Origin of the sequence: Bacillus basilensis, assembly GCF_050630465.1 — a bacterium.
GTDB lineage: Bacteria > Bacillota > Bacilli > Bacillales > Bacillaceae_G > Bacillus_A > Bacillus_A basilensis.
Genome location: NZ_JBNTQO010000005.1, coordinates 183,095 through 203,159, shown reverse-complemented (window position 1 = coordinate 203,159; position 20,065 = coordinate 183,095). Strand labels below are relative to the sequence as shown.

Annotated in this window: 24 protein-coding genes and 1 riboswitch; of the genes, 3 read left to right on the top strand and 21 right to left on the bottom strand. The window is 35.3% G+C overall.

Annotated features, from left to right (window positions below):
• The 4 genes from der to ACQVV1_RS12975 all read right to left on the bottom strand — a co-directional run bounded on the left by der (position 1) and on the right by ACQVV1_RS12975 (position 3,115).
• On the bottom strand, positions 1-1,311 hold the full coding sequence (gene der / locus ACQVV1_RS12990; protein ID WP_060630177.1) for a ribosome biogenesis GTPase Der: 1,311 nt from the start codon (positions 1,309-1,311) through the stop codon (positions 1-3).
• A 124-nt stretch (positions 1,312-1,435) separates the two neighbouring features.
• Positions 1,436-1,621: a capping complex subunit for YIEGIA gene (locus ACQVV1_RS12985; RefSeq protein ID WP_060630176.1), complete on the bottom strand. Its 186-nt coding sequence runs from the start codon at positions 1,619-1,621 to the stop codon at positions 1,436-1,438.
• A complete protein-coding gene (locus ACQVV1_RS12980; RefSeq protein ID WP_063224164.1) occupies positions 1,618-2,511 on the bottom strand; it encodes a YIEGIA family protein in 894 nt (297 codons plus the stop codon). The genes ACQVV1_RS12985 and ACQVV1_RS12980 overlap by 4 nt, the downstream gene beginning before the upstream one ends.
• Positions 2,504-3,115, bottom strand: coding sequence for a YphA family membrane protein (locus ACQVV1_RS12975; RefSeq protein WP_309259911.1), 612 nt, complete (start codon positions 3,113-3,115; stop codon positions 2,504-2,506). Before ACQVV1_RS12975 ends, ACQVV1_RS12980 begins: the two co-directional genes overlap by 8 nt.
• Before the next feature lie 116 nt (positions 3,116-3,231).
• Here ACQVV1_RS12975 and ACQVV1_RS12970 point away from each other — a divergent pair, with 116 nt between their 5' ends.
• Positions 3,232-3,366 (top strand): YpzI family protein, encoded by a 135-nt coding sequence (locus ACQVV1_RS12970; RefSeq protein ID WP_000513900.1) that lies wholly within the window; start codon positions 3,232-3,234, stop codon positions 3,364-3,366.
• A 330-nt stretch (positions 3,367-3,696) separates the two neighbouring features.
• On the opposite strand, the gene ACQVV1_RS12965 is transcribed toward ACQVV1_RS12970, so the two are convergent.
• The 4 genes from ACQVV1_RS12965 to ACQVV1_RS12950 form a co-directional block, all read right to left on the bottom strand.
• Positions 3,697-4,746, bottom strand: coding sequence for a type 2 isopentenyl-diphosphate Delta-isomerase (locus ACQVV1_RS12965; protein WP_309259910.1), 1,050 nt, complete (start codon positions 4,744-4,746; stop codon positions 3,697-3,699).
• 12 nt (positions 4,747-4,758) lie between these two features.
• Positions 4,759-5,907 (bottom strand): 30S ribosomal protein S1, encoded by a 1,149-nt coding sequence (gene rpsA / locus ACQVV1_RS12960; RefSeq protein WP_063224167.1) that lies wholly within the window; start codon positions 5,905-5,907, stop codon positions 4,759-4,761.
• Positions 5,908-6,241: 334 nt separating this feature from the next.
• Positions 6,242-6,919 carry a (d)CMP kinase gene (gene cmk, locus ACQVV1_RS12955; RefSeq protein WP_063224168.1) on the bottom strand — a complete coding sequence of 226 codons (678 nt, stop codon included), beginning with the start codon at positions 6,917-6,919 and terminating at the stop codon, positions 6,242-6,244.
• A gap of 128 nt (positions 6,920-7,047) precedes the next feature.
• The gene (locus ACQVV1_RS12950; RefSeq protein ID WP_242251183.1) at positions 7,048-7,221 is read right to left on the bottom strand and encodes a YpfB family protein; all 174 of its coding nucleotides are present in this window, start codon (positions 7,219-7,221) and stop codon (positions 7,048-7,050) included.
• 180 nt (positions 7,222-7,401) lie between these two features.
• Between ACQVV1_RS12950 and ansA the strand changes: the two genes are divergently transcribed.
• Positions 7,402-8,376, top strand: a complete 975-nt coding sequence (gene ansA / locus ACQVV1_RS12945; protein ID WP_080468634.1) for an asparaginase — start codon at positions 7,402-7,404, stop codon at positions 8,374-8,376.
• Positions 8,377-8,413: 37 nt separating this feature from the next.
• Here the strand turns inward: ansA and ACQVV1_RS12940 are convergent, their stop codons facing one another.
• The 12 genes from ACQVV1_RS12940 to ACQVV1_RS12885 form a co-directional block, all read right to left on the bottom strand.
• On the bottom strand, positions 8,414-9,400 hold the full coding sequence (locus ACQVV1_RS12940) for a YpdA family putative bacillithiol disulfide reductase (protein WP_431168937.1): 987 nt from the start codon (positions 9,398-9,400) through the stop codon (positions 8,414-8,416).
• Positions 9,401-9,508: 108 nt separating this feature from the next.
• Positions 9,509-10,039, bottom strand: coding sequence for a peptidoglycan recognition protein family protein (locus ACQVV1_RS12935; RefSeq protein ID WP_001240646.1), 531 nt, complete (start codon positions 10,037-10,039; stop codon positions 9,509-9,511).
• Between the two features lie 79 nt (positions 10,040-10,118).
• Entirely contained in the window at positions 10,119-10,355 is a 237-nt protein-coding gene (locus ACQVV1_RS12930; RefSeq protein WP_001983018.1) for a DUF3961 domain-containing protein, read from the bottom strand.
• A gap of 92 nt (positions 10,356-10,447) precedes the next feature.
• Positions 10,448-10,657, bottom strand: a complete 210-nt coding sequence (locus ACQVV1_RS12925) for a hypothetical protein (RefSeq protein ID WP_431168936.1) — start codon at positions 10,655-10,657, stop codon at positions 10,448-10,450.
• Between the two features lie 80 nt (positions 10,658-10,737).
• Positions 10,738-12,024, bottom strand: coding sequence for an NAD-specific glutamate dehydrogenase (gene gudB / locus ACQVV1_RS12920; protein ID WP_000225171.1), 1,287 nt, complete (start codon positions 12,022-12,024; stop codon positions 10,738-10,740).
• A 353-nt stretch (positions 12,025-12,377) separates the two neighbouring features.
• Entirely contained in the window at positions 12,378-12,986 is a 609-nt protein-coding gene (locus tag ACQVV1_RS12915) for a genetic competence negative regulator (protein ID WP_060630167.1), read from the bottom strand.
• Positions 12,987-13,063: 77 nt separating this feature from the next.
• Positions 13,064-13,939 carry a MerR family transcriptional regulator gene (locus tag ACQVV1_RS12910; RefSeq protein WP_242251180.1) on the bottom strand — a complete coding sequence of 292 codons (876 nt, stop codon included), beginning with the start codon at positions 13,937-13,939 and terminating at the stop codon, positions 13,064-13,066.
• Complete coding sequence (locus ACQVV1_RS12905) at positions 13,939-14,715, bottom strand: metallophosphoesterase (protein ID WP_060630165.1); 777 nt, start codon at positions 14,713-14,715, stop codon at positions 13,939-13,941. Before ACQVV1_RS12905 ends, ACQVV1_RS12910 begins: the two co-directional genes overlap by 1 nt.
• 58 nt (positions 14,716-14,773) lie before the next feature.
• Positions 14,774-15,253, bottom strand: coding sequence for a LysM peptidoglycan-binding domain-containing protein (locus tag ACQVV1_RS12900; RefSeq protein ID WP_063224172.1), 480 nt, complete (start codon positions 15,251-15,253; stop codon positions 14,774-14,776).
• A gap of 22 nt (positions 15,254-15,275) precedes the next feature.
• A complete protein-coding gene (locus ACQVV1_RS12895) occupies positions 15,276-15,839 on the bottom strand; it encodes a CPBP family intramembrane glutamic endopeptidase (protein ID WP_061677819.1) in 564 nt (187 codons plus the stop codon).
• Entirely contained in the window at positions 15,839-17,368 is a 1,530-nt protein-coding gene (locus tag ACQVV1_RS12890; protein WP_242251178.1) for a RecQ family ATP-dependent DNA helicase, read from the bottom strand. The genes ACQVV1_RS12895 and ACQVV1_RS12890 overlap by 1 nt, the downstream gene beginning before the upstream one ends.
• The gene (locus ACQVV1_RS12885) at positions 17,358-18,419 is read right to left on the bottom strand and encodes a YpbB family protein (RefSeq protein ID WP_242251177.1); all 1,062 of its coding nucleotides are present in this window, start codon (positions 18,417-18,419) and stop codon (positions 17,358-17,360) included. Before ACQVV1_RS12885 ends, ACQVV1_RS12890 begins: the two co-directional genes overlap by 11 nt.
• Positions 18,420-18,699: 280 nt before the next feature.
• Between ACQVV1_RS12885 and ACQVV1_RS12880 the strand changes: the two genes are divergently transcribed.
• The gene (locus ACQVV1_RS12880; RefSeq protein WP_001151996.1) at positions 18,700-18,948 is read left to right on the top strand and encodes a ferredoxin; all 249 of its coding nucleotides are present in this window, start codon (positions 18,700-18,702) and stop codon (positions 18,946-18,948) included.
• 196 nt (positions 18,949-19,144) lie between these two features.
• On the opposite strand, the gene ACQVV1_RS12875 is transcribed toward ACQVV1_RS12880, so the two are convergent.
• Positions 19,145-19,723, bottom strand: a complete 579-nt coding sequence (locus ACQVV1_RS12875) for an ECF transporter S component (RefSeq protein ID WP_242251176.1) — start codon at positions 19,721-19,723, stop codon at positions 19,145-19,147.
• 162 nt (positions 19,724-19,885) lie between these two features.
• A riboswitch (FMN riboswitch) is annotated at positions 19,886-20,025 on the bottom strand.
• Positions 20,026-20,065: the final 40 nt, after the last annotated feature.

The following is a 20,065-nucleotide window of genomic DNA, read 5'->3' as shown; positions in this document are numbered from 1 at the left end:
TTAGTCTCTTGCTCTAGCGATAATGTGAATCGGCGTTCCTACAAAACCGAACGCTTCACGTAAACGATTCTTTAAGAAGCGCTCATATGAAAAGTGCATTAATTCTGTATCGTTTACAAACACAACAAATGTTGGTGGTTTTACCGCAACTTGTGTTGCATAGAAGATTTTCAGACGGCTACCATTATGAGTCGGCGTTGGATTCATCGCTACCGCATCCATAATTACATCATTTAATACGTTCGTTTGAATACGGATACTATGACTTTCATTTACTTCATTAATAACTGGTAATAATGTTTGTGTACGTTTTTTCGTTTTCGCAGATAAGAATACAATCGGCGCATACTCTAAAAATTGGAAATGAGCGCGAATGTTTTCTTCAAATGCTTTCATTGTTTTTTCATCTTTTTTCACGGCATCCCATTTGTTTACGACGATAATAACAGCACGTCCTGAATCATGAGCATATCCAGCGATTTTTTTATCTTGTTCAATAATTCCTTCTTCTCCGTCTAAAACGACTAAAACAACGTCAGAACGTTCAATCGCTCTAAGTGCACGAAGTACACTATATTTTTCTGTGCTTTCGTATACTTTCCCTTTTTTACGCATACCAGCTGTATCGATGATTACATAATCTTGACCATCTTTGCTATATGGTGTATCAACCGCATCACGTGTCGTTCCCGCTATATTACTTACAATTACACGTTCTTGACCAAGAAGTGCGTTTACAAGTGATGATTTCCCTACGTTTGGACGTCCAATTAAAGAGAAACGGATTGTTTCATCGTCATACGCTTCTTCTTCAATCTTTGGAAAATGCTTTGCAGCTTCATCTAACAAATCACCAAGTCCTAAACCGTGTGTACCTGAAATCGGGAATGGCTCGCCAAATCCTAATGCATAGAAATCATAAATATCACTACGCATCTCTGGATTATCAACCTTATTTACCGCAAGTACAATTGGTTTTTTAGAGCGGTATAAAATTTTAGCAACTTCTTCATCTGCTGCAGTTACACCATCTCGACCATTCGTCATAAAAATGATAACATCTGCTTCATCAATCGCTACTTCCGCCTGTTGACGAATTTGTGTCAAAAATGGCTCGTCTCCAATATCAATTCCACCTGTATCAATAATGTTAAATTCATGATTTAACCATTCTCCCGCACTATAAATACGGTCTCGCGTTATACCTGGTATATCTTCTACAATTGAAACTCTTTCTCCAACAATTCTATTGAAAATAGTAGATTTTCCTACGTTCGGGCGGCCTACTATTGCTATTACTGGTTTCGGCATATACTTTCATCCTTTCAACTTACATCTGTTTATTATGTAAAAAACCCTTCTTTGTGCAAGAAGGGATTTGCATTCCAGAATAATTCTCAACGTATCAAAACACCTCGTATTATACCACACGTTGCTAATGTTTCACAATAATATATACATTCTCTTGTAAGCGATGCGCAATACCATCTAAAATAGCCTCTAAATTATTTGCAACAAATTCTAGTTCCTCTGTCGTCTCACAAGTAAACAAAGGAGCACCACCTCCAAATTTCTCTGGTTTCGTTGTAATAACTGCGAGAATAACGCTTTCTAACATCATCTCTTATCTCCCCTTCCTTTCGGGGCTTCCGATGACATATGAACGGCACTTTCTAACGTCGGCACATTCCCTATGACACCTATCGCTTTCTCTGCATCTTGATCTTGTGGCAAGACAAATATCCCAACTCTTCCATCCTCTAAATCACGCTTTGCTAACGGTACAAGCGCTGGTGTACCAGAATCTCTATATATCCCTAAAGCAACAGAAACATCGTGCAAAATAGCTTGTCGTTGCCCTAAATTTGCAATTGTAACCATCGCATCAATTGACTTCGGCTTTAGAATAAAACCCATTCCATATTTCATAATTTCCTCTTGTCTTGCTGGCAATCCAATATTCATAATGTAAATATTATCAATATATAGTCCCGCCCCTTCAAAACGAAGCGGAACATGCTCGATTTCAACAAGATCATGTAACCTCTTACCAGACATTAATTTTTTCGCGATAAAAAATGCGATTAGAGCCATAATTACTCCAGCAACCCATGAACGGAATCCTATATACGCAAACGTCGTTGCAAACGACGTTAACATCGCCAAATAGTTACGACTTTCAAAAACTAATGCAATTCCTTCAATGTATGTATTTCCACGTGGTACGAGCTCATATCCATCTAATTGTTGGAGTGTATTTCTTTCCATATTACGCACATCACGAAACTGTGTTGCCGCTAACGTAAGAAACGTAATAGCAGAAAAATCTTTTTTCAAAATTGACGGGATTGCAATTGCTCCTAAGGCCGCTGCAATTAACCCCATCGCAATGTGAATAATTTTCCCATGGAGCCTCGTCGGATATTGCCGCGTATCTGTCCGGAGCATTAGCAATCTTGTTACTGTCCCCGCTATTACGCCGCATAAAATGGCCGGTGTATATTCAGTCATGTATTACCCTCGCCTTCCTTTTACGTGTTTTTCTCTTGAACTGCTCCATATATACTGATGCTTTTGCCATCCAAAACAAAATTACCATGAAAAATGTAGAAACGGCGACGATATCAAAAAACGCTAAACTACCATAATCGTAAGGAAAATGTAGCTTTCGAAAAATAAGCGTCACTAACAATTCTCCCTGCAACATTCCTATATAAAGAGAACATAATCGTAATATGCGATCCTCGTGTAATAAAACCGATGCATACACAAGAGCACCACTTAACAAAAACAACCTGTCCACCACAATCCAAATCGGATCATATACTTCTAACAAATGAAAACTTGTATATAACATTGCAATAATAAGCGCCGAAAGTAAGCTATATAATTTTTTCCAAATAGAATATAGTGTGATTCCTATAAAAGCAACAACAGAAAGTAAAAGTGCATTTACTGATACCGTGAATGAAGCAATCGTTACATGTAACGGAGAGCAAATAATAAAAATCAATATACAGGCGCTTATCTTCCACCGAATAGAGTCCTTTTTCATAAAAAAAGTTACGATAATCCACCCTATCCAAGCTACAAAATAAAAAGTACTCCCTTCCATCATTTCACCTCCTATGTTTTCCATTATGGGAACTTTTTATGAAAGTTAATCCACTTTCTTCGCGCATAGTTTTTTCATAATACAGCAACACTTTTAATAAGGAGGTGCAATTCATTATGGGTAAAGATCGTCAAGAACGAAAACTAAGAGAATCACGCCGCGTTGAATCTGACCGTGACCAATCATTACAATATCCGGGTGCTACTGGGCTCGATACGCCAGAGCAAGCTCGAAAACAAAATCAGCACTAATGAATACAAAAAGACGGTTTCGATATTGTACGAAACCGTCTTTTACATAATTATTTTAATAATTTTTATTTATATCAAAATAATATTTCATTTACGAATCTTCCACTGATTAATTTTCTCCTCCACTTATTTCCCTTGGCCAAATTAAACCTTATCCAATAATCCAGTAATACATTATCTACATTTTCCAGTCGTAACTTTTATAATTCAACATTTATACATCTATATTATTTAATTTTATTTTTATTTTGATAGAATATTAATTCCATTCCTCACTTTATATTACTAAAAAAGAACAGCAAATAAAAAAACAACCAAACGGTTGATTTTTTATCTTCTACTATAATGCGTCGTATCAATACCACGCTGCGTTAACCAATGGTATGTTTCGCCCTTTACAACAAGAGGTACAGATTGTAACTCTTTTATCGTCTTCGCACCAAGAGCAGTCATAATAAATTTCAAATCTGTATGTAATAGATCAATTTCATCTACTAACTTCTCGATACCATCTTGCATTAAAATGCGTAAAAAGTATCCAGCAAACGCAGTTGTATTCGCCCCTAATGCGATTGCTTTCGCTACGTCAAGCGCTGTTTGTATACCCCCAGATGCAATAAAAGAGAGGTTATTATTTGTAGAGGTTGCTTCAATAATCGAGGTTGCTGTTTGTATGCCCCAGTTATTAAAATAAGAAAGCATTCGCTGTCTTCTTTCATTTTCAACAGCAGCAAAATTCGTACCACCTTGTCCACCAATATCAATTGCCGTTACACCTATGCTCGCTAACTGTTGTACCGTTTCCTTACTCATCCCAAATCCAACTTCTTTTACAATGACAGGAACTTTACTCTTTAAAACAATTTTCTCAATGCGTTGAAGTACACCAGTAAAGTCACGGTCTCCTTCTGGCATTGTTAACTCCTGTATAACATTTAAATGAATTTGCAATGCATTCGCTTCAATCATATCAATAGCACGCTTTGCCTGTTCGATAGTTGCCTCACTACCTAAATTAGCAAAGAAAGTACCATTTGGGTTTACCTTCCTGATAATCTTAAAAGATGCAGCCTCACTTTCATCTTTTAACGCCGCCATTTGCGAACCTACAGCCATAGCAAGATTATGATGTTTCGCTACATATGCTAATTGCTCATTAATATGTAATGTTCTCTCTCCGCCACCACCAGTCATCGCATTGATAAAAATCGGCGAACTTAGTGAAAGTTCGCCGATTTTTGTTCCACATGTTATTGTGTCATAACTTGAATTTGGCAAGCTTTGATGCACAAAGTCAATATCATGAAAGCCATGCGTACGAGACTGACCAGTAGAAAGAGCGTATTCAATATGATCTAATTTACGTTTTGCCCTTACCACTTGTACCCCTCTTTATTTCTTTAATTTTTTCAGTTGTTCACCAATAATATCACTTAATTGGAAAGTAGCAGAATCAGCATTTGGTTCATACTGACTGTAATCTTCAGTTACATTATTTTCTTCAAGCGCTTCTTTTATACTTAAAGAAATACGTTTCTCTGCTACATGGACTTCAAGTACTTTCACTTTTACTTCCTGTCCCATTTCCAATGCTTCATTTGGATTTTTCACATGACGATTTGCAATTTGAGATACGTGCACAAGACCTTCAACACCAGGTAAAATTTCAACAAATGCACCGAATGTAACAAGGCGTTTTACTACTCCCTCACGAATATCTCCAGCTTTTATTTCACCAGCAACATTTTCCCAAGGTCCCGGTTGAGCTGCTTTAATTGATAAAGAAATACGTTGTGTATCAGCATCAACTGATAACACCTTTACTTTTACCTTTTGACCTTGCTCTAATACTTCAGAAGGTTGCTCTACACGTTCGTGTGAAATTTGTGAAATATGAACTAAACCGTCCACACCACCAACGTTAACGAAAGCACCAAAATCCGTTAATCGTTGCACTGTTCCTTCAACAACGTCTCCTTCTTTTAATGAAGAAATTGCTTCTTTCTTCTTAGAATCTAGTTCTAATTCTACTACTGCTTTATGCGAAAGAATTACACGATTTTTTTCGCGGTCTAATTCAACAATTTTCACAGCTAATGTTTTGCCTTTATAGTCAGTAAAATCTTCTACATAATGTACTTCTACAAGTGAAGCTGGGATGAACCCACGAACACCAAGGTCCACAACTAATCCACCATTCACGATATCTTTTACAGTAACATCAAATACATGACCAGAAGTAAATTTCTCTTGTAATTCTACCCATGCTTTTTCTGCATCAACAGCACGTTTAGATAAGACAAGATCATCCTCTTCTAATTTAATAATTTTTAATTCTAGTATTTGATCTAATTCTACCACATCGCTTGCTTTTTCAATATGAACGTTAGCTAATTCACTAATTGGAATTACGCCATCTGTTTTGTATCCAACATTTACAAGCACTTGTTTCTCTTCAACTTTCGTTACAGAACCTGTAACAACGTCACCAACTTGTAATTCTTTTGAATCCATAACTTCTTCATTCATTTTCTCTACCATGGAAATACCTCCCTACAGAATTGACAAAGCATTTTTTTATGTATATACGAAATGAAAACAAATGTTTTCATTTGCATGTTTAAGAATTTATCATCACATACTCAGTTTTCATACATTTCCCCAGAAAATATATTAAACCTATATAAATAGTATACAGCAAAATCATCTTGAAGAAAGTATGTTTTGAAATATAATAGCGAATATATTCTGAAAGTTTTATCTCTCTTTTACTAACTTCTTACAAATCCGATCATTTGTCAAGGAAAGAGCTTCACAATTCACGTATACTTTACATTTCTATACAAACAAAAAAGAAAGAGGCTATCCCCTTTCTTTATTTCGCAAACACTCCTGAAACAATGCCCATAATTTTTTGGACAACTTCTTCAATTGATAAAGAAGTTGTGTCTAATTCCAATGCATCATCAGCTTTTTTCAGAGGAGAAACTTCGCGTTCTGAATCTAATTTATCACGCTGAGCAATTTCTTCTTTTAACTGCTCTAAATTAGAATCGAAACCTTTATTTATATTTTCTAAATGTCTTCTTTCTGCTCTTTCTTCAACAGAAGCAAGCATAAAGATCTTCACTTCAGCATCTGGTAACACATGTGTACCAATATCACGGCCATCCATTACAACGCCGCCTTTTTCCGCTAGCTCTTGTTGACGACGTACCATTTCTTCACGAACAAGGCGATGTTTCGCCACAATAGATACTCGATTCGTCACCTCTGGTGTACGAATTACTTCAGAAACATCTTGTCCATTTAAAAATACAAGTTGTGTATTTTCTCCTTGCTGAAATTCAATATTTACATTCTTTACAACTTCCATTAACTGCTCTTCATTTTCAATATCCACTTTTTGCTCAAGGGCTGCATATGTAATTGTACGATACATTGCCCCTGTATCAATATAAACGTAAGAAAGTTTCTTCGCTACAACTTTTGCGACTGTACTTTTTCCAGCAGCTGCTGGACCATCTATAGCAATTGAAATTCGTTTATCCATTGTAACACCTCATTTTTTCACTTATAAAACAAAACGAAAAGCAGGTATTATCCTGCTTCTTCTCATTTGCTTCACGTCATTAAATCCTCAATTATTGTAGCATACTCCTTCCTAGAAGAAAATGAAAACTACCTATTCACCTGTAAGATTTCTGTTTCGTTTTTTACCGTGACACCTTCATAATAAACAATTTTAGATAAATATTTCACTGATGACTTATGTATAAAGAACAATTGCACAACACAAAGACAAATAAATTGTATTATTAATATACGAATAAAAATTTTCTCCACCTTTTTCAACGTAATTGCTCCCTTCTATCCTATATTTATATATTTAGTTTCACGATTTTATACATCATATATATAGCAGTTAATTTTATTGTCATTTTCGAGGCATACTTTTATACATTTCCATTGTCGAATTTACTCAAAACATGTTATGTTCTAAATGTATTTTTCAATTTGAAAGGGGTATAAGCATTGAAAAGAATCCTAGTTTTACACACAGGTGGAACAATTGCAATGGAGGAAGATAAAGAAACTGGAGTCGTACAACCAGGTGAAAAAAATCCTCTTTTAAAATTTATTCCTGATTTAGAAGGCGATGTTGATTTAATCGTTGAAGATGTGTTCCATCTACCATCTCCTCATATGACACCGAGCGAAATGTTACAATTACAAGTCATCATTGATGAAAGAGTAAAACAAGAAAACATTCATGGCGTAGTCATTACGCATGGTACGGATACATTAGAAGAAACAGCCTATTTCCTAGATTTAACAGTACAAGCAACTATTCCGATCGTTGTGACTGGCGCAATGCGTTCTAGCAATGAATTAGGTGCTGATGGTCTATATAACTTCTTATCAGCTGTAAAAGTCGCTAGCAGTAGTGAAGCTGCAGAAAAGGGTGTTCTAGTCGTATTAAACGACGAAATTCATTGCGCTACAAATGTAACGAAAACACATACAAGTAATGTAGCAACATTCCAAAGTCCACAGTATGGACCAATTGGTATGGTAACAAAACGTGGTGTTGTATTCCACCATGCTTTAGTACATCACGAAACATATTCCGTAAATAAGGTTTCTAAAAACGTAGTCGTTCTAAAAGCATACGCGGGTATGGACGATACATTATTAGCAGCCATTGAAACCCTTCCGGTAGACGGGATTGTTATCGAAGCACTTGGACAAGGTAATTTACCTCCAAGAACACTTCCTAGTCTAGAACGATTAATAAACAAAGGAATTCCTGTCGTATTAGTTTCCCGCTGTTTCAACGGTATCGTTCAAGATGTATACTCATATGAAGGCGGCGGCAAACAATTAAAAGATATGGGTATTGTATTCACATACGGTTTAAATGCTCAAAAAGCACGTATTAAATTATTAGTTGCATTAGAGAATACAACTTCTCATGAAGCAATCCAAAATATGTTTATGCACAATTAAAAAAGAAGCTGTCGAAGTTTATTTCGACAGCTTCTTTTTACATTTCTCTTGTTACAATGGTTTGCGCAATCACATTTCCATGAAATCTACCGTTCTCGATAAATATTTCATTCGCATTATTTCCAGCAGCAATTACACCTGCAATGAAAATATTTTCAGCGTTCGTTTCCATTGTATCCTCTGCATGAATTGGACGTCCTGTTTCTTCATCAATCCGAACACCCATCTTCGTTAAGAAACTATGATCAGGGTGGTAACCGGTCATCGCAAATACAAAATCATTTCGGATTGTTTTTTCCTCACCATCAACTGTATACGTTAATGTATGTTCAGTAATTTCTTTCACATGAGCCCCGAAATGCATTTGAATTGTGCCGTTTCGTACTAATGCCTCAAACTCCGGCAAAATCCACGGCTTTATGCTTGTTGAATACTCACTTCCGCGATATAGTACCGTTACACGCCCACCCGCTTTAACAAGTTCTAACGCGGCATCTACACTCGAGTTTTTCCCACCTATAACTACTACATCTCGGTCAAAATAAGGATGCCCCTCTTTAAAATAGTGAGATACTTTCTTCAGTTCCTCACCTGGAACATTCATATAATTTGGATTGTCATAATATCCAGTTGCTACAACAACGTATTTCGCTATATACATTTCTTTACTTCCGTCACGTTTTGTCGTCTCAACCTTAAAGACTTCTCCATCTTTTTGAACTTTCTCTACTCGTTCAAAAGCATTTACACGTACAGATTTACGCTTTACTACTTCACGATAATACGCAAGCGCTTGATTTCGAACTGGCTTACGGTTTTCTGTAATAAAAGCTACTTCACCAATTTCTAATTTTTCACTAGAAGAGAAAAATGTTTGATGAGTTGGATAATTATAAATGGCATTTACAATGTTTCCTTTTTCAATTACTAACGGATTTATATTTATCCCTACCTTTTGCAATGAAATTGCTGCTGCTAATCCGCACGGACCGCCTCCGATTATAATAACTGTTTCTTTCTGCATACTCGTCCACTCCTAGTCTTCTACCTCTGCACTATTTATAAAAACAAGAAAAAACCTACTTACAGCAGTAGGCACCTATCTTTATTGTATTCATTTTTCATATATTTGTCATCTAAACGAAACGTACATCCGATAGACATCTGCTAAAAACTGCTGAAATTTAATACCTTGTTTCCCTAATACATTTTCAGGATCAATCTTTCTAGCTGGGTCAAGTGTTTTATGTGATACGATATCTTTTTTCGGATTCAAGCCGAAGTTTTGACATAAATACGCATGATACCACGTAAAACGTGTATATGCTTCCCAAAAGTTAACATCACCGCCATAACAAAGTTCCACTCCAATAGCAGCCTTATTTGCATCATAACCATATAAGTCATTATCTGTCGGCACACCATATCGAACATGATAAGCAACTTCACTTATAGGAATAATTTCTAATATTGTTTTGTCATCTATAAATGTATGTGCCGAGGCTTTCGGTTGTATCTCATTAAAATAATCCCGATTCCCTATCGCATTGCTACCAGGATTCCCCGTATCATGACTTACAATAAACCTTACTTTAGAGAGAGGAATTCCCGGTCGTGAACTTCCATATCCAATATAATTACGCTCTATAGGAAACATCGCCATTACTACCAACTCCCGCTTCAGAAGATTACCTTACTTCCTTATATATGTATTCGGTAGCAATGTCCTTATCGCATATTTCTTACGCGAAGAGAAAATCGAAAATATTTGATGTGAACACCATAAATAATAAAATACTTACAGCCACTCCATAAAAACCGTAAAACCAAACACAATCTTCTTTCGTATCTAAACCGAAAAATTTATTTACTGATTGTAATAATGTGCCACGCTTACTTTGCTTGTTTCGTAATACTTCCACTCGTTCTACAACATCCGCTGGCATCATAAATCTTTGGTCTACTGTCATTTTCATCATTTATCTCTCCTTAAAATCATTTCCGTTTTGTTTATCTAAGGAGAGTATAGCACGTTTGTTCGTGTAGAACAAGCGTTCTTTTTATTTTTATTTTATTTTTCAGCAAGCCAAGTAAGAATTGAGATTACAACGGCGATAATCGGTCCTACTACAACCAAACCAAATATTAAAAACAGTAGCCCTTCCCCGAACACCCGAACGATACTTGTTTTTGGGGCTTTCATCGTTCTTGCGAGCTCTCCCTCTAACCCCTTAACCTTTTCTTCTAATTGTTCTACTCGTTCCATTATTTTATTTTCCATATACAACACCTCAATTTAATACTTCAACAAAAAAAAACGTGATTCCTTCCAAAGGAATCACGTTTTCTCACGCTATAATATTATACCCAACCTCTGAAGCGACTTGCTTCAGCCATTTTACGAACACCGACCATGTACGCTGCTAAGCGCATGTTCACTTTACGAACTTGTGCTGTTTCATAAATAGAATCAAATGATCTTACCATTACTTTTTCTAAACGTTGTTCTACTTCTTCTTCAGTCCAGTAGTAACCTTGGTTATTTTGTACCCACTCAAAGTAAGATACTGTTACACCACCAGCACTTGCTAATACGTCTGGAACAAGTAAAATTCCGCGATCTGTTAAGATTTTAGTTGCTTCTAATGTTGTTGGACCGTTTGCAGCTTCAACAACGATTTTCGCTTTAATATTATTAGCATTTTCTTCTGTAATTTGGTTCTCAATTGCAGCTGGAACTAAAATATCGCAATCAAGTTCTAACAATTCTTTATTTGAAATTGTATTATTAAATAATTTTGTTACTGTACCGAAGCTATCACGACGGTCTAATAAATAATCAATATCTAATCCGTTTGGATCATGCAACGCACCGTAAGCATCTGAGATTGCAATAACTTTCGCACCTGCATCATGCATAAATTTAGCTAAGAAACTACCAGCATTACCGAATCCTTGAACAACAACGCGCGCACCTTTAATATCAATGTCGCGTTTTTTTGCAGCTTCGCGAATACAAATTGTAACACCTTTCGCCGTTGCTGTTTCACGTCCATGTGATCCACCTAATACAAGTGGCTTACCTGTAATAAATCCTGGTGAATTAAATTCATCAATACGGCTATACTCATCCATCATCCATGCCATAATTTGAGAGTTTGTGAATACATCTGGAGCTGGAATATCTTTCGTCGGTCCTACGATTTGGCTAATTGCTCGTACATAACCGCGGCTTAATCTTTCTAACTCACGGAATGACATTTCACGTGGGTCACAGATAATTCCACCTTTACCTCCGCCATATGGTAAATCAACAATACCACATTTTAAACTCATCCAGATTGAAAGTGCTTTCACTTCATTTTCTGTTACATTCGGATGGAAGCGAATTCCACCTTTCGTTGGACCAACAGCATCATTATGTTGTGCACGATATCCTGTAAATATTTTAACAGTCCCGTCATCCATACGAACTGGTATTTTCACTGTCATCATACGAATTGGTTCTTTTAATAATTCATATACTTCGTTTGGATAACCCAATTTTTCTAATGCTTCACTAATAACAATTTGTGTCGAATTCAATAGTTCAAAATGTTGTTCCCTTTGTTGTTGTGTTTTTGTTTGAGTTCCCTTTTCGGCTACCATAGTAAGTAAACCCCCTGTAATTTCACTTGTTTAGTAAACCTTCATTGCCTAGTATACACCGTTAAATTTGGAATGCAATAGAAAACGCTAACAAATATATACAAACTATTTTCTATTGCAAGCGTTTTCACTATTATTATAGTCCTTTTATTGCTTTTAGAAAAGTAAAATACTTAAATATTTAAATATTTTTCATTTTACTTAAATGCAATACCTTGAAAAGATATATATTTAAGTACAATAAAGAATGCTCAAATATTTATGATTCCCTCTATACCGTGGATCGTTTTAAAATTTCCAAATCAATATTTTAAGTTTTCCAAGTAAAAAAACAAAACCTTAGCTATGTTATATTAGCTAAGGTTTTGTTTTTTTACAAAGTAATTGTGTATTTGTTCAATTGCTTGAGAAGACATTAATTCTTTACCATACTCCATTAAACGATAAATAGTTGCTGTAGACGGATTACCATATTCCGCTAAAATAGCTATAAAATCTGCCTTCAGCAATTGTATTTGCTCCTCTTCTTCCATCCAAAGATAGAAACGCCCATCCCACGTATATAATTTCCCGCCAGTTACATCAAGGTTATATAAACGATTCGACAGGTTAATTACGTCATCTAGTGTAGCAAACTCATAAAGGATATGCTCACTTTCATCTAAAGTCACTTGCATTTCAATAAACTCGTCACGGAACTCATCATCTGTATCCGCTTCTTGATGTTCTTTCGTTACAATTACGACCATTCCTTGCGCTTGTAGAGAAAATACTTCAACTGCAATCGGACCATCCGCTTCAAATCCTAATTCTTTATTTGCTTCTTGCATCATATCACGAAATAATTGCTGTACTTTCGGTGCATTTCTCCACAAATCTTCTTTCGTTAATCCTCGCTCAGTTAAATCATCAAATGTTAAGAAAATTTTTATCTTATTGTAATTTAATCGTTCCAGCCTCATCTCATACCCTCCCTACGCAACCAATGAATATAATTTTTATTATATGAAATAGAAAATAGATGGTTCTTTTCGAACAACTATTCTAACATTTTTAACCAATCATCCCATTCTTCTTTCGTATCACCAATTAGGCTTGTTTGAATGTTCAACTGATCTCGAGCACCTATTTCTCCTATAACCCCAACAGAAAGGTTCTCATTTTTTTCTTGCAACACATTCACGTAGTTCATTGCGTTCTTAAGTTCTCGTCCGTCATCAAAAGAGATTACTACATATTTAGGTCTTATTTGCTCAACAGCTAACGAAATACTATCTTCCGCTAAGCTTACCCTAATATATATCACCTCATATCCTTTTAATCGTAAATACGTTGAGAAAACAAACCCTCTCAACATATTACTTTCTAACACGACAACTTTGTGTATAGAAGAAAACGATGATGCATTATGATACACCATCCCTAGACGCGTTTGTAAAAATGATACGACATATTGGAATTGCACCATTGTAACTTCATTATTTTTTTTTAACATTAACAATTTATTTGACACTTGAAGAACAATATTTGCGATAACTTTTTCTGTTGCATAAATACTAAAAGCCTCGTTTAACAATGCAGAAGTTGTAATTTCATCAAATTTTAACAAAGCTTGTAGTAAATCGTCCACTAAAACAACTTCTCTATCGTAATGTATTTCATTTTGAACATTACTTCGCAAACGATTCCCTTCTAATAATTGAACTGCTTGTCCAATCATCATGCCGGAAGAAACCTTGTCCATTAACCATTTCAAAATTTGAATATGCTCTTCTGTATATAATCGATGCCCCGCATGATTCCGCTTGGGGGCAATCATTTGATATCGTCTTTCCCATGCACGAAGTGTGCTCGGCTGAATTCCAATTATATTCGAAACAGCTTTTATGTTATATTTTCCGTTTAGAGTTGGCATCATCTCCCTCCGCATAACGTAATAATATGTGTTTGAGCAGGTGCTCGGAAGCGAAGTGGAATCAACGTTGTTCCATACCCATTACTAACAAAAAGAGTCACATTTGAATGCTTATATACGCCACCTTTTAAATATTTTTTAGATGGGAATAATCGGATTTGCCCTCCATGTGTATGTCCACTTAACACAAGTGAAATTTGTTCTTTTCCAGACATTTTATTTATTATATCAGGATTGTGGCTAATTAATATGCGAAAACCATCTTCTTTACAATCAGCCAACGCTAAATCTAAACGATCACGTTCCAAACCAACATCATCTACACCGAGTAAGCAAATTTTCTCTCCTAATTCAGACTCAAATACAACTCTTGTATTATCTAAAACTTTCACATTATTTTCTAATAACAAAGCATCTAACTCGTGATATTCAATCTCATAATCATTATTTCCCCATACAAAATATACAGGAGCTATCGTTCTTAACTTTTGTATATTTGCAGAGATTTTTGATAAAGGGACACCTCTTTCCGCTAAATCACCACCAATAATTACAAGATCTACTCTTCCTTTTACTTGTTCAATTAACGAATTTGAAATGATCCTTCTATGAATATCAGATATAAAAAATACATTTACTTTTTGAAAACTTTTCGGAAATTCTTCAAATGTTAAAGTATGTTCTAGCACCGTATCACGCATTGCTTCTGTATACATTACAAGAAGAAATATAATACCAATACATATGAGAGTACTTAATAAGATAATCCATATCATATATTTTTTACTCCCCTCCTCATAAAGATAATCCTCAGTTTTTATAGTAAGTATTCCACTAACTCTCTTGCTTTGTGGACTTATCTTTTATTGGAATTTTTAATTCTTGACCTACATTCACTTCATTTCCTTGTAAATCATTATACTTTTTAATCACTTCGATCCCAGTTTCATCTGAAAAATATTGCTTTGCTATACTTTCTAAAGTTTCTCCCTCTTTCACCGTATGCGTGACGACTTTCTCAGATGGTGCCTCGGACTCAGATTTAGCTGAATCAAAGAAAATGACCTCAAATGCACTTTTTCCAGCGTTATTACCATCGCTTTTCACCTGAATATATTTATCTGTATACCATAAGATACTAATTGGTAGTAATATGAATAAAAATGTTAAAACTCGGACGAAAATATGATTCATTTTAAACTTTTGTTTTTTCTCTTTATTTCTATGAATTTCACTACGCGGCGGTAAACCTTCTTTTTCTTCCACTCGCTCAACTTCTAATTCCTCTTCAAAATCAGGAATTCGTTTTCTCATGTTGTTCACCACCACCTTCCATTTATTTTCTTAATTGGAGTCCCATTATAAAATCAACAAGAAAGTGTGCAAAGATTGTTATAAACAAATTTCCTGTCCATTCAAATACATAACCAAAGACAAAACTAATGAAACAGACGAAACAAAACAAAAATGGCTTTTTTATATACCGAATATGTAACACTGCAAATACTAAACTGGCTATTACAATTCCAAAGTGCGTCTGCACTACACCTCTAAATAAAAATTCTTCTGCAAAGCCGATAATGAACGTAATAACGAGTAGATGCATAACTGACATCCCTTGAAACATCCTATCGTTAATACCACCATCATCAAACCAAGACTCTGGAAATACTCGCATTGCAACATAATCTAATAACACAATACCAATCGCTAACAAGCCACCTATTATAAGTATAGACACCGGTTCCCATTTCCACAGACTATACACCGATTTTATATCTCGGAATAGTATATATGCTAGTAAACAACCAATACCGATAATAATGAACTGTGTAATATACAGATTCAGCCTTATTTCTTTCGGACTCATATCTTCAATATTATGCCTTTGAATGTTCATCATTCCCCCATCTTCTCTAGACCGAAAAGCTTTTGTAACTCTGTTTCCCAATTATAGTCGAAATCCAATTGTTGCGCTTGTCTTTTTTTATAATCTGTTTTTGTAATATGACAATAGTCGCAGCAATTCTTTAACTCGCCCTCTTTTCTATAACCGAACTGTTGCAGCAAATATTCACGTCTACATTCTTTCACTTGTATCCATGATTTCATGTTTTCTAGCTCACTATATTTATTACGTAGCCTTATTTCTACTTCAGCTATTAATCTGTTCATAATTTCATCTGACAAGCTCTCTAATATTAATTTTCGCTGTTGTATGATTCCAAGCCGTTCAAGATGATAGCGGATGAAACGCCAATATTGTTCATTAAATCTTGCTGCATTATAACAAATTTCTTCTACCTCTTCTATTGGTAATTCTTTCGTTTGAAACATTCTTTCTTGCAGTAAAGAAAATAAAAATTGTATTTGTGACTGACTTGGCAATTCATCTTCAATTATTGAAATTGGTAAATCGTGATCTAACGGACTACATAGTAAGATAGCTATACTCGGTTCACCATCTCTTCCCGCTCTTCCGATTTCTTGTAAATAAGAAGCGATATTAGTCGGGTAATGGAAATGAATAATATATCTCGTATTCGACTTATTTACTCCCATACCAAAAGCACTTGTACATATTACAAGCTGCAACTGGTCATTCATAAACTGCTGTTGAATTAACATACGCTCTTCATGTTCCATACCACCATGATAGAAAGCGACACCAGTAACGCCTTTTCCTCTTAAATATTCCGTTAAACGTTCTGTCCACGCTCGGCTTGAACAATATACAATCCCTGGGCCTTGTAAATACATTACCTGGTCCAAAAGCGCTTCTTTCTTCTCTTCTATCGTCGTAACAAATTGTACTTCCATTGCAATATTTGGACGATCAATAGAGTATACATGCTGCATCACATTCTCCAAATTTAAACTCTCTGCTATATCTCGGAGTACATCTTTCGTCGCTGTTGCCGTTAATGCTAGCACCGTAGGAGACCCGATATTCTCAATGACTACATTTAGTTTTTTATAATCTGGTCTAAAATCATAACCCCATTGCGAAATACAATGAGCTTCATCCACAACAAATAATGAAATATGAACTTTCTTCAATTCTCTTATTAACAATTCCGATTGCAACATCTCTGGTGAAACAAAAATAAATTTATATGAAGCTAATCTTTTCATCGCTTCTCTTTTTTCATGTAATGTCCGAAAACTATTAAATGCTATCACTCGGTTTTTCACAACATATTTTAATTGTGTAACCTGATCTTCCATCAAAGATAATAATGGTGATACAACAAGTACTGTCCCTTCTTGCATTAGCCCTGGAAGTTGATAACACATAGACTTCCCTCTTCCGGTCGGAAGCATCGCTATAACATCTTTTCCTTCCAATAAATCTGTAATTACCCCTTTTTGACCTGGACGAAATTCAGAATATCCAAACCACCTATATAAATATTCCTCAAGCTTCATTTATACCCTCCATCCGCGCCAATACAAGACGAACTTCAAAATAAGAGATATCCTCTCCAACCGCTTGTTTCAACTCACGTAACTTACGTGTTTGTAATGCATCAATTACTTCTGTTACTTTATCTATTTTGTCTTTTTCCATAAACATCTCGATAGAAAAATCTCTTTCTCTCAAAGCAATTTCAACAAAATGATCTTCTATCGTTGCAACCTTTAGATTTCTAATTGTCGCTATTTCTTCTAATGAGCGCCCTTGCCTCCAAAAATTATATGTTTTTTTCGTTGATAAACTAAATAATTCAGCTCTCTCATTCGGATAAGAGATAATTTCAGCTAATAACGGAAATTCATTTTCTTTATCGCGAACTTCTTGTATAAGGAGATGAATTGCACCCCAAAATAAAAAGTACACCCTAAATATATCTTGTTTCGTAATTTCAGCTAACTGCTGCAATGTACAACCGATACGTTCATATCCTGTTAATCTATATGTTACAATCGTCGCTTCTACCACATCACATTTCCCTAAAAGATTATGTATTTCTTTCCATAATCTTTTAGCCAATTCATTTCGCCTATACGGCATACCTGTTAAAAAGCGTTTCACCCACATCATTATTTCTGTATCTTGTTGAATAGGAATAAATTTCGTATTATTCTGTTGTAAATTAGATATAGTTTGAATAATTAAAGATAATCTTTTCCAAAATGTTTCACCTAATTCACCATAGTGCAAACCATGTAAATGCGCTGGAAAAGCATACACTCCCTCCCATGTATGCAACTGCATTTTACCTTTAGGTGTTAACAAATATGTATTCTCATGTATTTCTTGAATCAAATCTGCTTGCAACAACTTTGCAACTTCACGATCATATTCAATTCTATTTAATGATTTATATATCCCAAACAAAAAAGAAATTCGGAACATATTTCCATCTTGTAATGTTTGCGAAGATCGTTTTCCCTTTAATAAATAATAAATAGAAGAAACGGTCCTTTCACCATTCAATTGTTTTAAACAATACAATAAAGTATATTGTAGTTGCATTACCGCTTCCACCTTTCAATCTAACTTAATTGCTTTTTGGTATAATTACACTAACTTATCATATCGGCACTATATACTTGTATATATTCTATTGTACCAAACGAAATAACATTTACGTATTTTGAAAATCTTATGACATAATACAAAAATTAGTTGACACCCTAATTGATAAGCATTATCATTATAATTTTATGTTGAAAAGTTTTAAAAACCGTTTTACAATAAGGTTATAATTTTTATGGCGAGCTTTTCACATACATATTATCAGGAGGGAAAAAAGATGGCAAAATATACAATCGTTGATAAAGATACTTGTATTGCATGTGGTGCTTGTGGCGCTGCTGCACCAGACATTTATGACTATGATGATGAAGGTATTGCATTCGTAACATTAGACGATAACCAAGGTATCGTTGAGATTCCAGATGTATTACTTGAAGATATGATGGATGCATTCGAAGGTTGTCCAACTGACTCAATTAAAGTTGCTGACGAATCATTTGACGGCGATGCTTTAAAATTCGAATAGTCTTTTATTAACTTCAAAAAATGTCCCTCATTAATATGAGGGACATTTTTTGTTTTCATGATACTTATAAAAAAAACATTAGTAGTTCCATACTACTAATGGTTTTTTTGCCTCGCTATTTGCCGGGCAGCCCGATTGGTGAGGGCTAATAATCAGTGGGGGATGCCCCCCACTGATTGAAGTTTCACTTTATATTTTATGCATTTTTCATTTTTGCAAACATCCATACTTTCAGGCGTGAGAATAACGCTACAAATACAATTGTCACAACAATCCCTTTAATCAAATTAAACGGTAAGATTGCCGTTACAACCGTTGTTCTTATAGCCTCACTAGACATAGCTGGCGAATTTAAAAACCAAGTGTAAGCTGGGAATATGATGATGTAATTTAATATACTCATAATAAGCGCCATTGTAATTGTCCCTAGCATTAATCCTGTCGTTAAGCTCTTAACAGTACGATACTTCCTAAATAAGAAAGCTGCTGGTCCAATAAATAAACATCCTGCAATAAAGTTAGCTATTTCTCCAACTGGTACTCCCGTTAAACTTCCTTGAATCCCATAATGTAAAATATTCTTTATCGCCTCTACAATTACTCCCGCAATTGGTCCGAAGATAATCGCTGCAATTAGAGCCGGTACATCACTAAAATCAATTTTTAAGAATGGCGGAAGCCCTGGGAACGGGAAATCCAACATCATCAGTAAATATGCAATACTACTTAGCATCGCTACACTCACCATCTGCACTACACTGTTTTTTTGTTTCATCTTTCTCTCTCCTTTTCCATCGATCATCTCATGGAAAGTGGAAAGGTTCTGCTATGCCTACTTTTTCATAGAACGAAAAAACCCTTTGTGTTTTACACAAAGGGAGAATTTAAGGCACATCAAACAGACGTTCAAATCCATATCTTTTTTGAACGCTTGAACCTCCATCTTCTCCCATCCAGACTATACTGTCGGCTTTGGAATCACACCAAATCCTGCCTTAACGGCTCGCGGGCTTAGAACAAAATCACATATAGTTCATCACCGCCGGTCGGGATTTTCACCCTGCCCCGAAGATAGACCGATATTCTATTTTCCACTTCATTATACAACAACATGATT

Bases quoted from the DNA above. Each gene is read 5' to 3' on its own strand.
- der (WP_060630177.1), bottom strand. From the start codon at position 1,311: ATGCCGAAACCAGTAATAGCAATAGTAGGCCGCCCGAACGTAGGAAAA.
- ACQVV1_RS12985 (WP_060630176.1), bottom strand. From the start codon at position 1,621: ATGATGTTAGAAAGCGTTATTCTCGCAGTTATTACAACGAAACCAGAG.
- ACQVV1_RS12980 (WP_063224164.1), bottom strand. From the start codon at position 2,511: ATGACTGAATATACACCGGCCATTTTATGCGGCGTAATAGCGGGGACA.
- ACQVV1_RS12975 (WP_309259911.1), bottom strand. From the start codon at position 3,115: ATGGAAGGGAGTACTTTTTATTTTGTAGCTTGGATAGGGTGGATTATC.
- ACQVV1_RS12970 (WP_000513900.1), top strand. From the start codon at position 3,232: ATGGGTAAAGATCGTCAAGAACGAAAACTAAGAGAATCACGCCGCGTT.
- rpsA (WP_063224167.1), bottom strand. From the start codon at position 5,907: ATGGTAGAGAAAATGAATGAAGAAGTTATGGATTCAAAAGAATTACAA.
- cmk (WP_063224168.1), bottom strand. From the start codon at position 6,919: ATGGATAAACGAATTTCAATTGCTATAGATGGTCCAGCAGCTGCTGGA.
- ACQVV1_RS12940 (WP_431168937.1), bottom strand. From the start codon at position 9,400: ATGCAGAAAGAAACAGTTATTATAATCGGAGGCGGTCCGTGCGGATTA.
- ACQVV1_RS12935 (WP_001240646.1), bottom strand. From the start codon at position 10,039: ATGGCGATGTTTCCTATAGAGCGTAATTATATTGGATATGGAAGTTCA.
- ACQVV1_RS12930 (WP_001983018.1), bottom strand. From the start codon at position 10,355: ATGATGAAAATGACAGTAGACCAAAGATTTATGATGCCAGCGGATGTT.
- ACQVV1_RS12925 (WP_431168936.1), bottom strand. From the start codon at position 10,657: ATGGAAAATAAAATAATGGAACGAGTAGAACAATTAGAAGAAAAGGTT.
- gudB (WP_000225171.1), bottom strand. From the start codon at position 12,024: ATGGTAGCCGAAAAGGGAACTCAAACAAAAACACAACAACAAAGGGAA.
- ACQVV1_RS12915 (WP_060630167.1), bottom strand. From the start codon at position 12,986: ATGAGGCTGGAACGATTAAATTACAATAAGATAAAAATTTTCTTAACA.
- ACQVV1_RS12910 (WP_242251180.1), bottom strand. From the start codon at position 13,939: ATGCCAACTCTAAACGGAAAATATAACATAAAAGCTGTTTCGAATATA.
- ACQVV1_RS12905 (WP_060630165.1), bottom strand. From the start codon at position 14,715: ATGATATGGATTATCTTATTAAGTACTCTCATATGTATTGGTATTATA.
- ACQVV1_RS12900 (WP_063224172.1), bottom strand. From the start codon at position 15,253: ATGAGAAAACGAATTCCTGATTTTGAAGAGGAATTAGAAGTTGAGCGA.
- ACQVV1_RS12895 (WP_061677819.1), bottom strand. From the start codon at position 15,839: ATGAACATTCAAAGGCATAATATTGAAGATATGAGTCCGAAAGAAATA.
- ACQVV1_RS12890 (WP_242251178.1), bottom strand. From the start codon at position 17,368: ATGAAGCTTGAGGAATATTTATATAGGTGGTTTGGATATTCTGAATTT.
- ACQVV1_RS12885 (WP_242251177.1), bottom strand. From the start codon at position 18,419: ATGCAACTACAATATACTTTATTGTATTGTTTAAAACAATTGAATGGT.
- ACQVV1_RS12880 (WP_001151996.1), top strand. From the start codon at position 18,700: ATGGCAAAATATACAATCGTTGATAAAGATACTTGTATTGCATGTGGT.
- ACQVV1_RS12875 (WP_242251176.1), bottom strand. From the start codon at position 19,723: ATGAAACAAAAAAACAGTGTAGTGCAGATGGTGAGTGTAGCGATGCTA.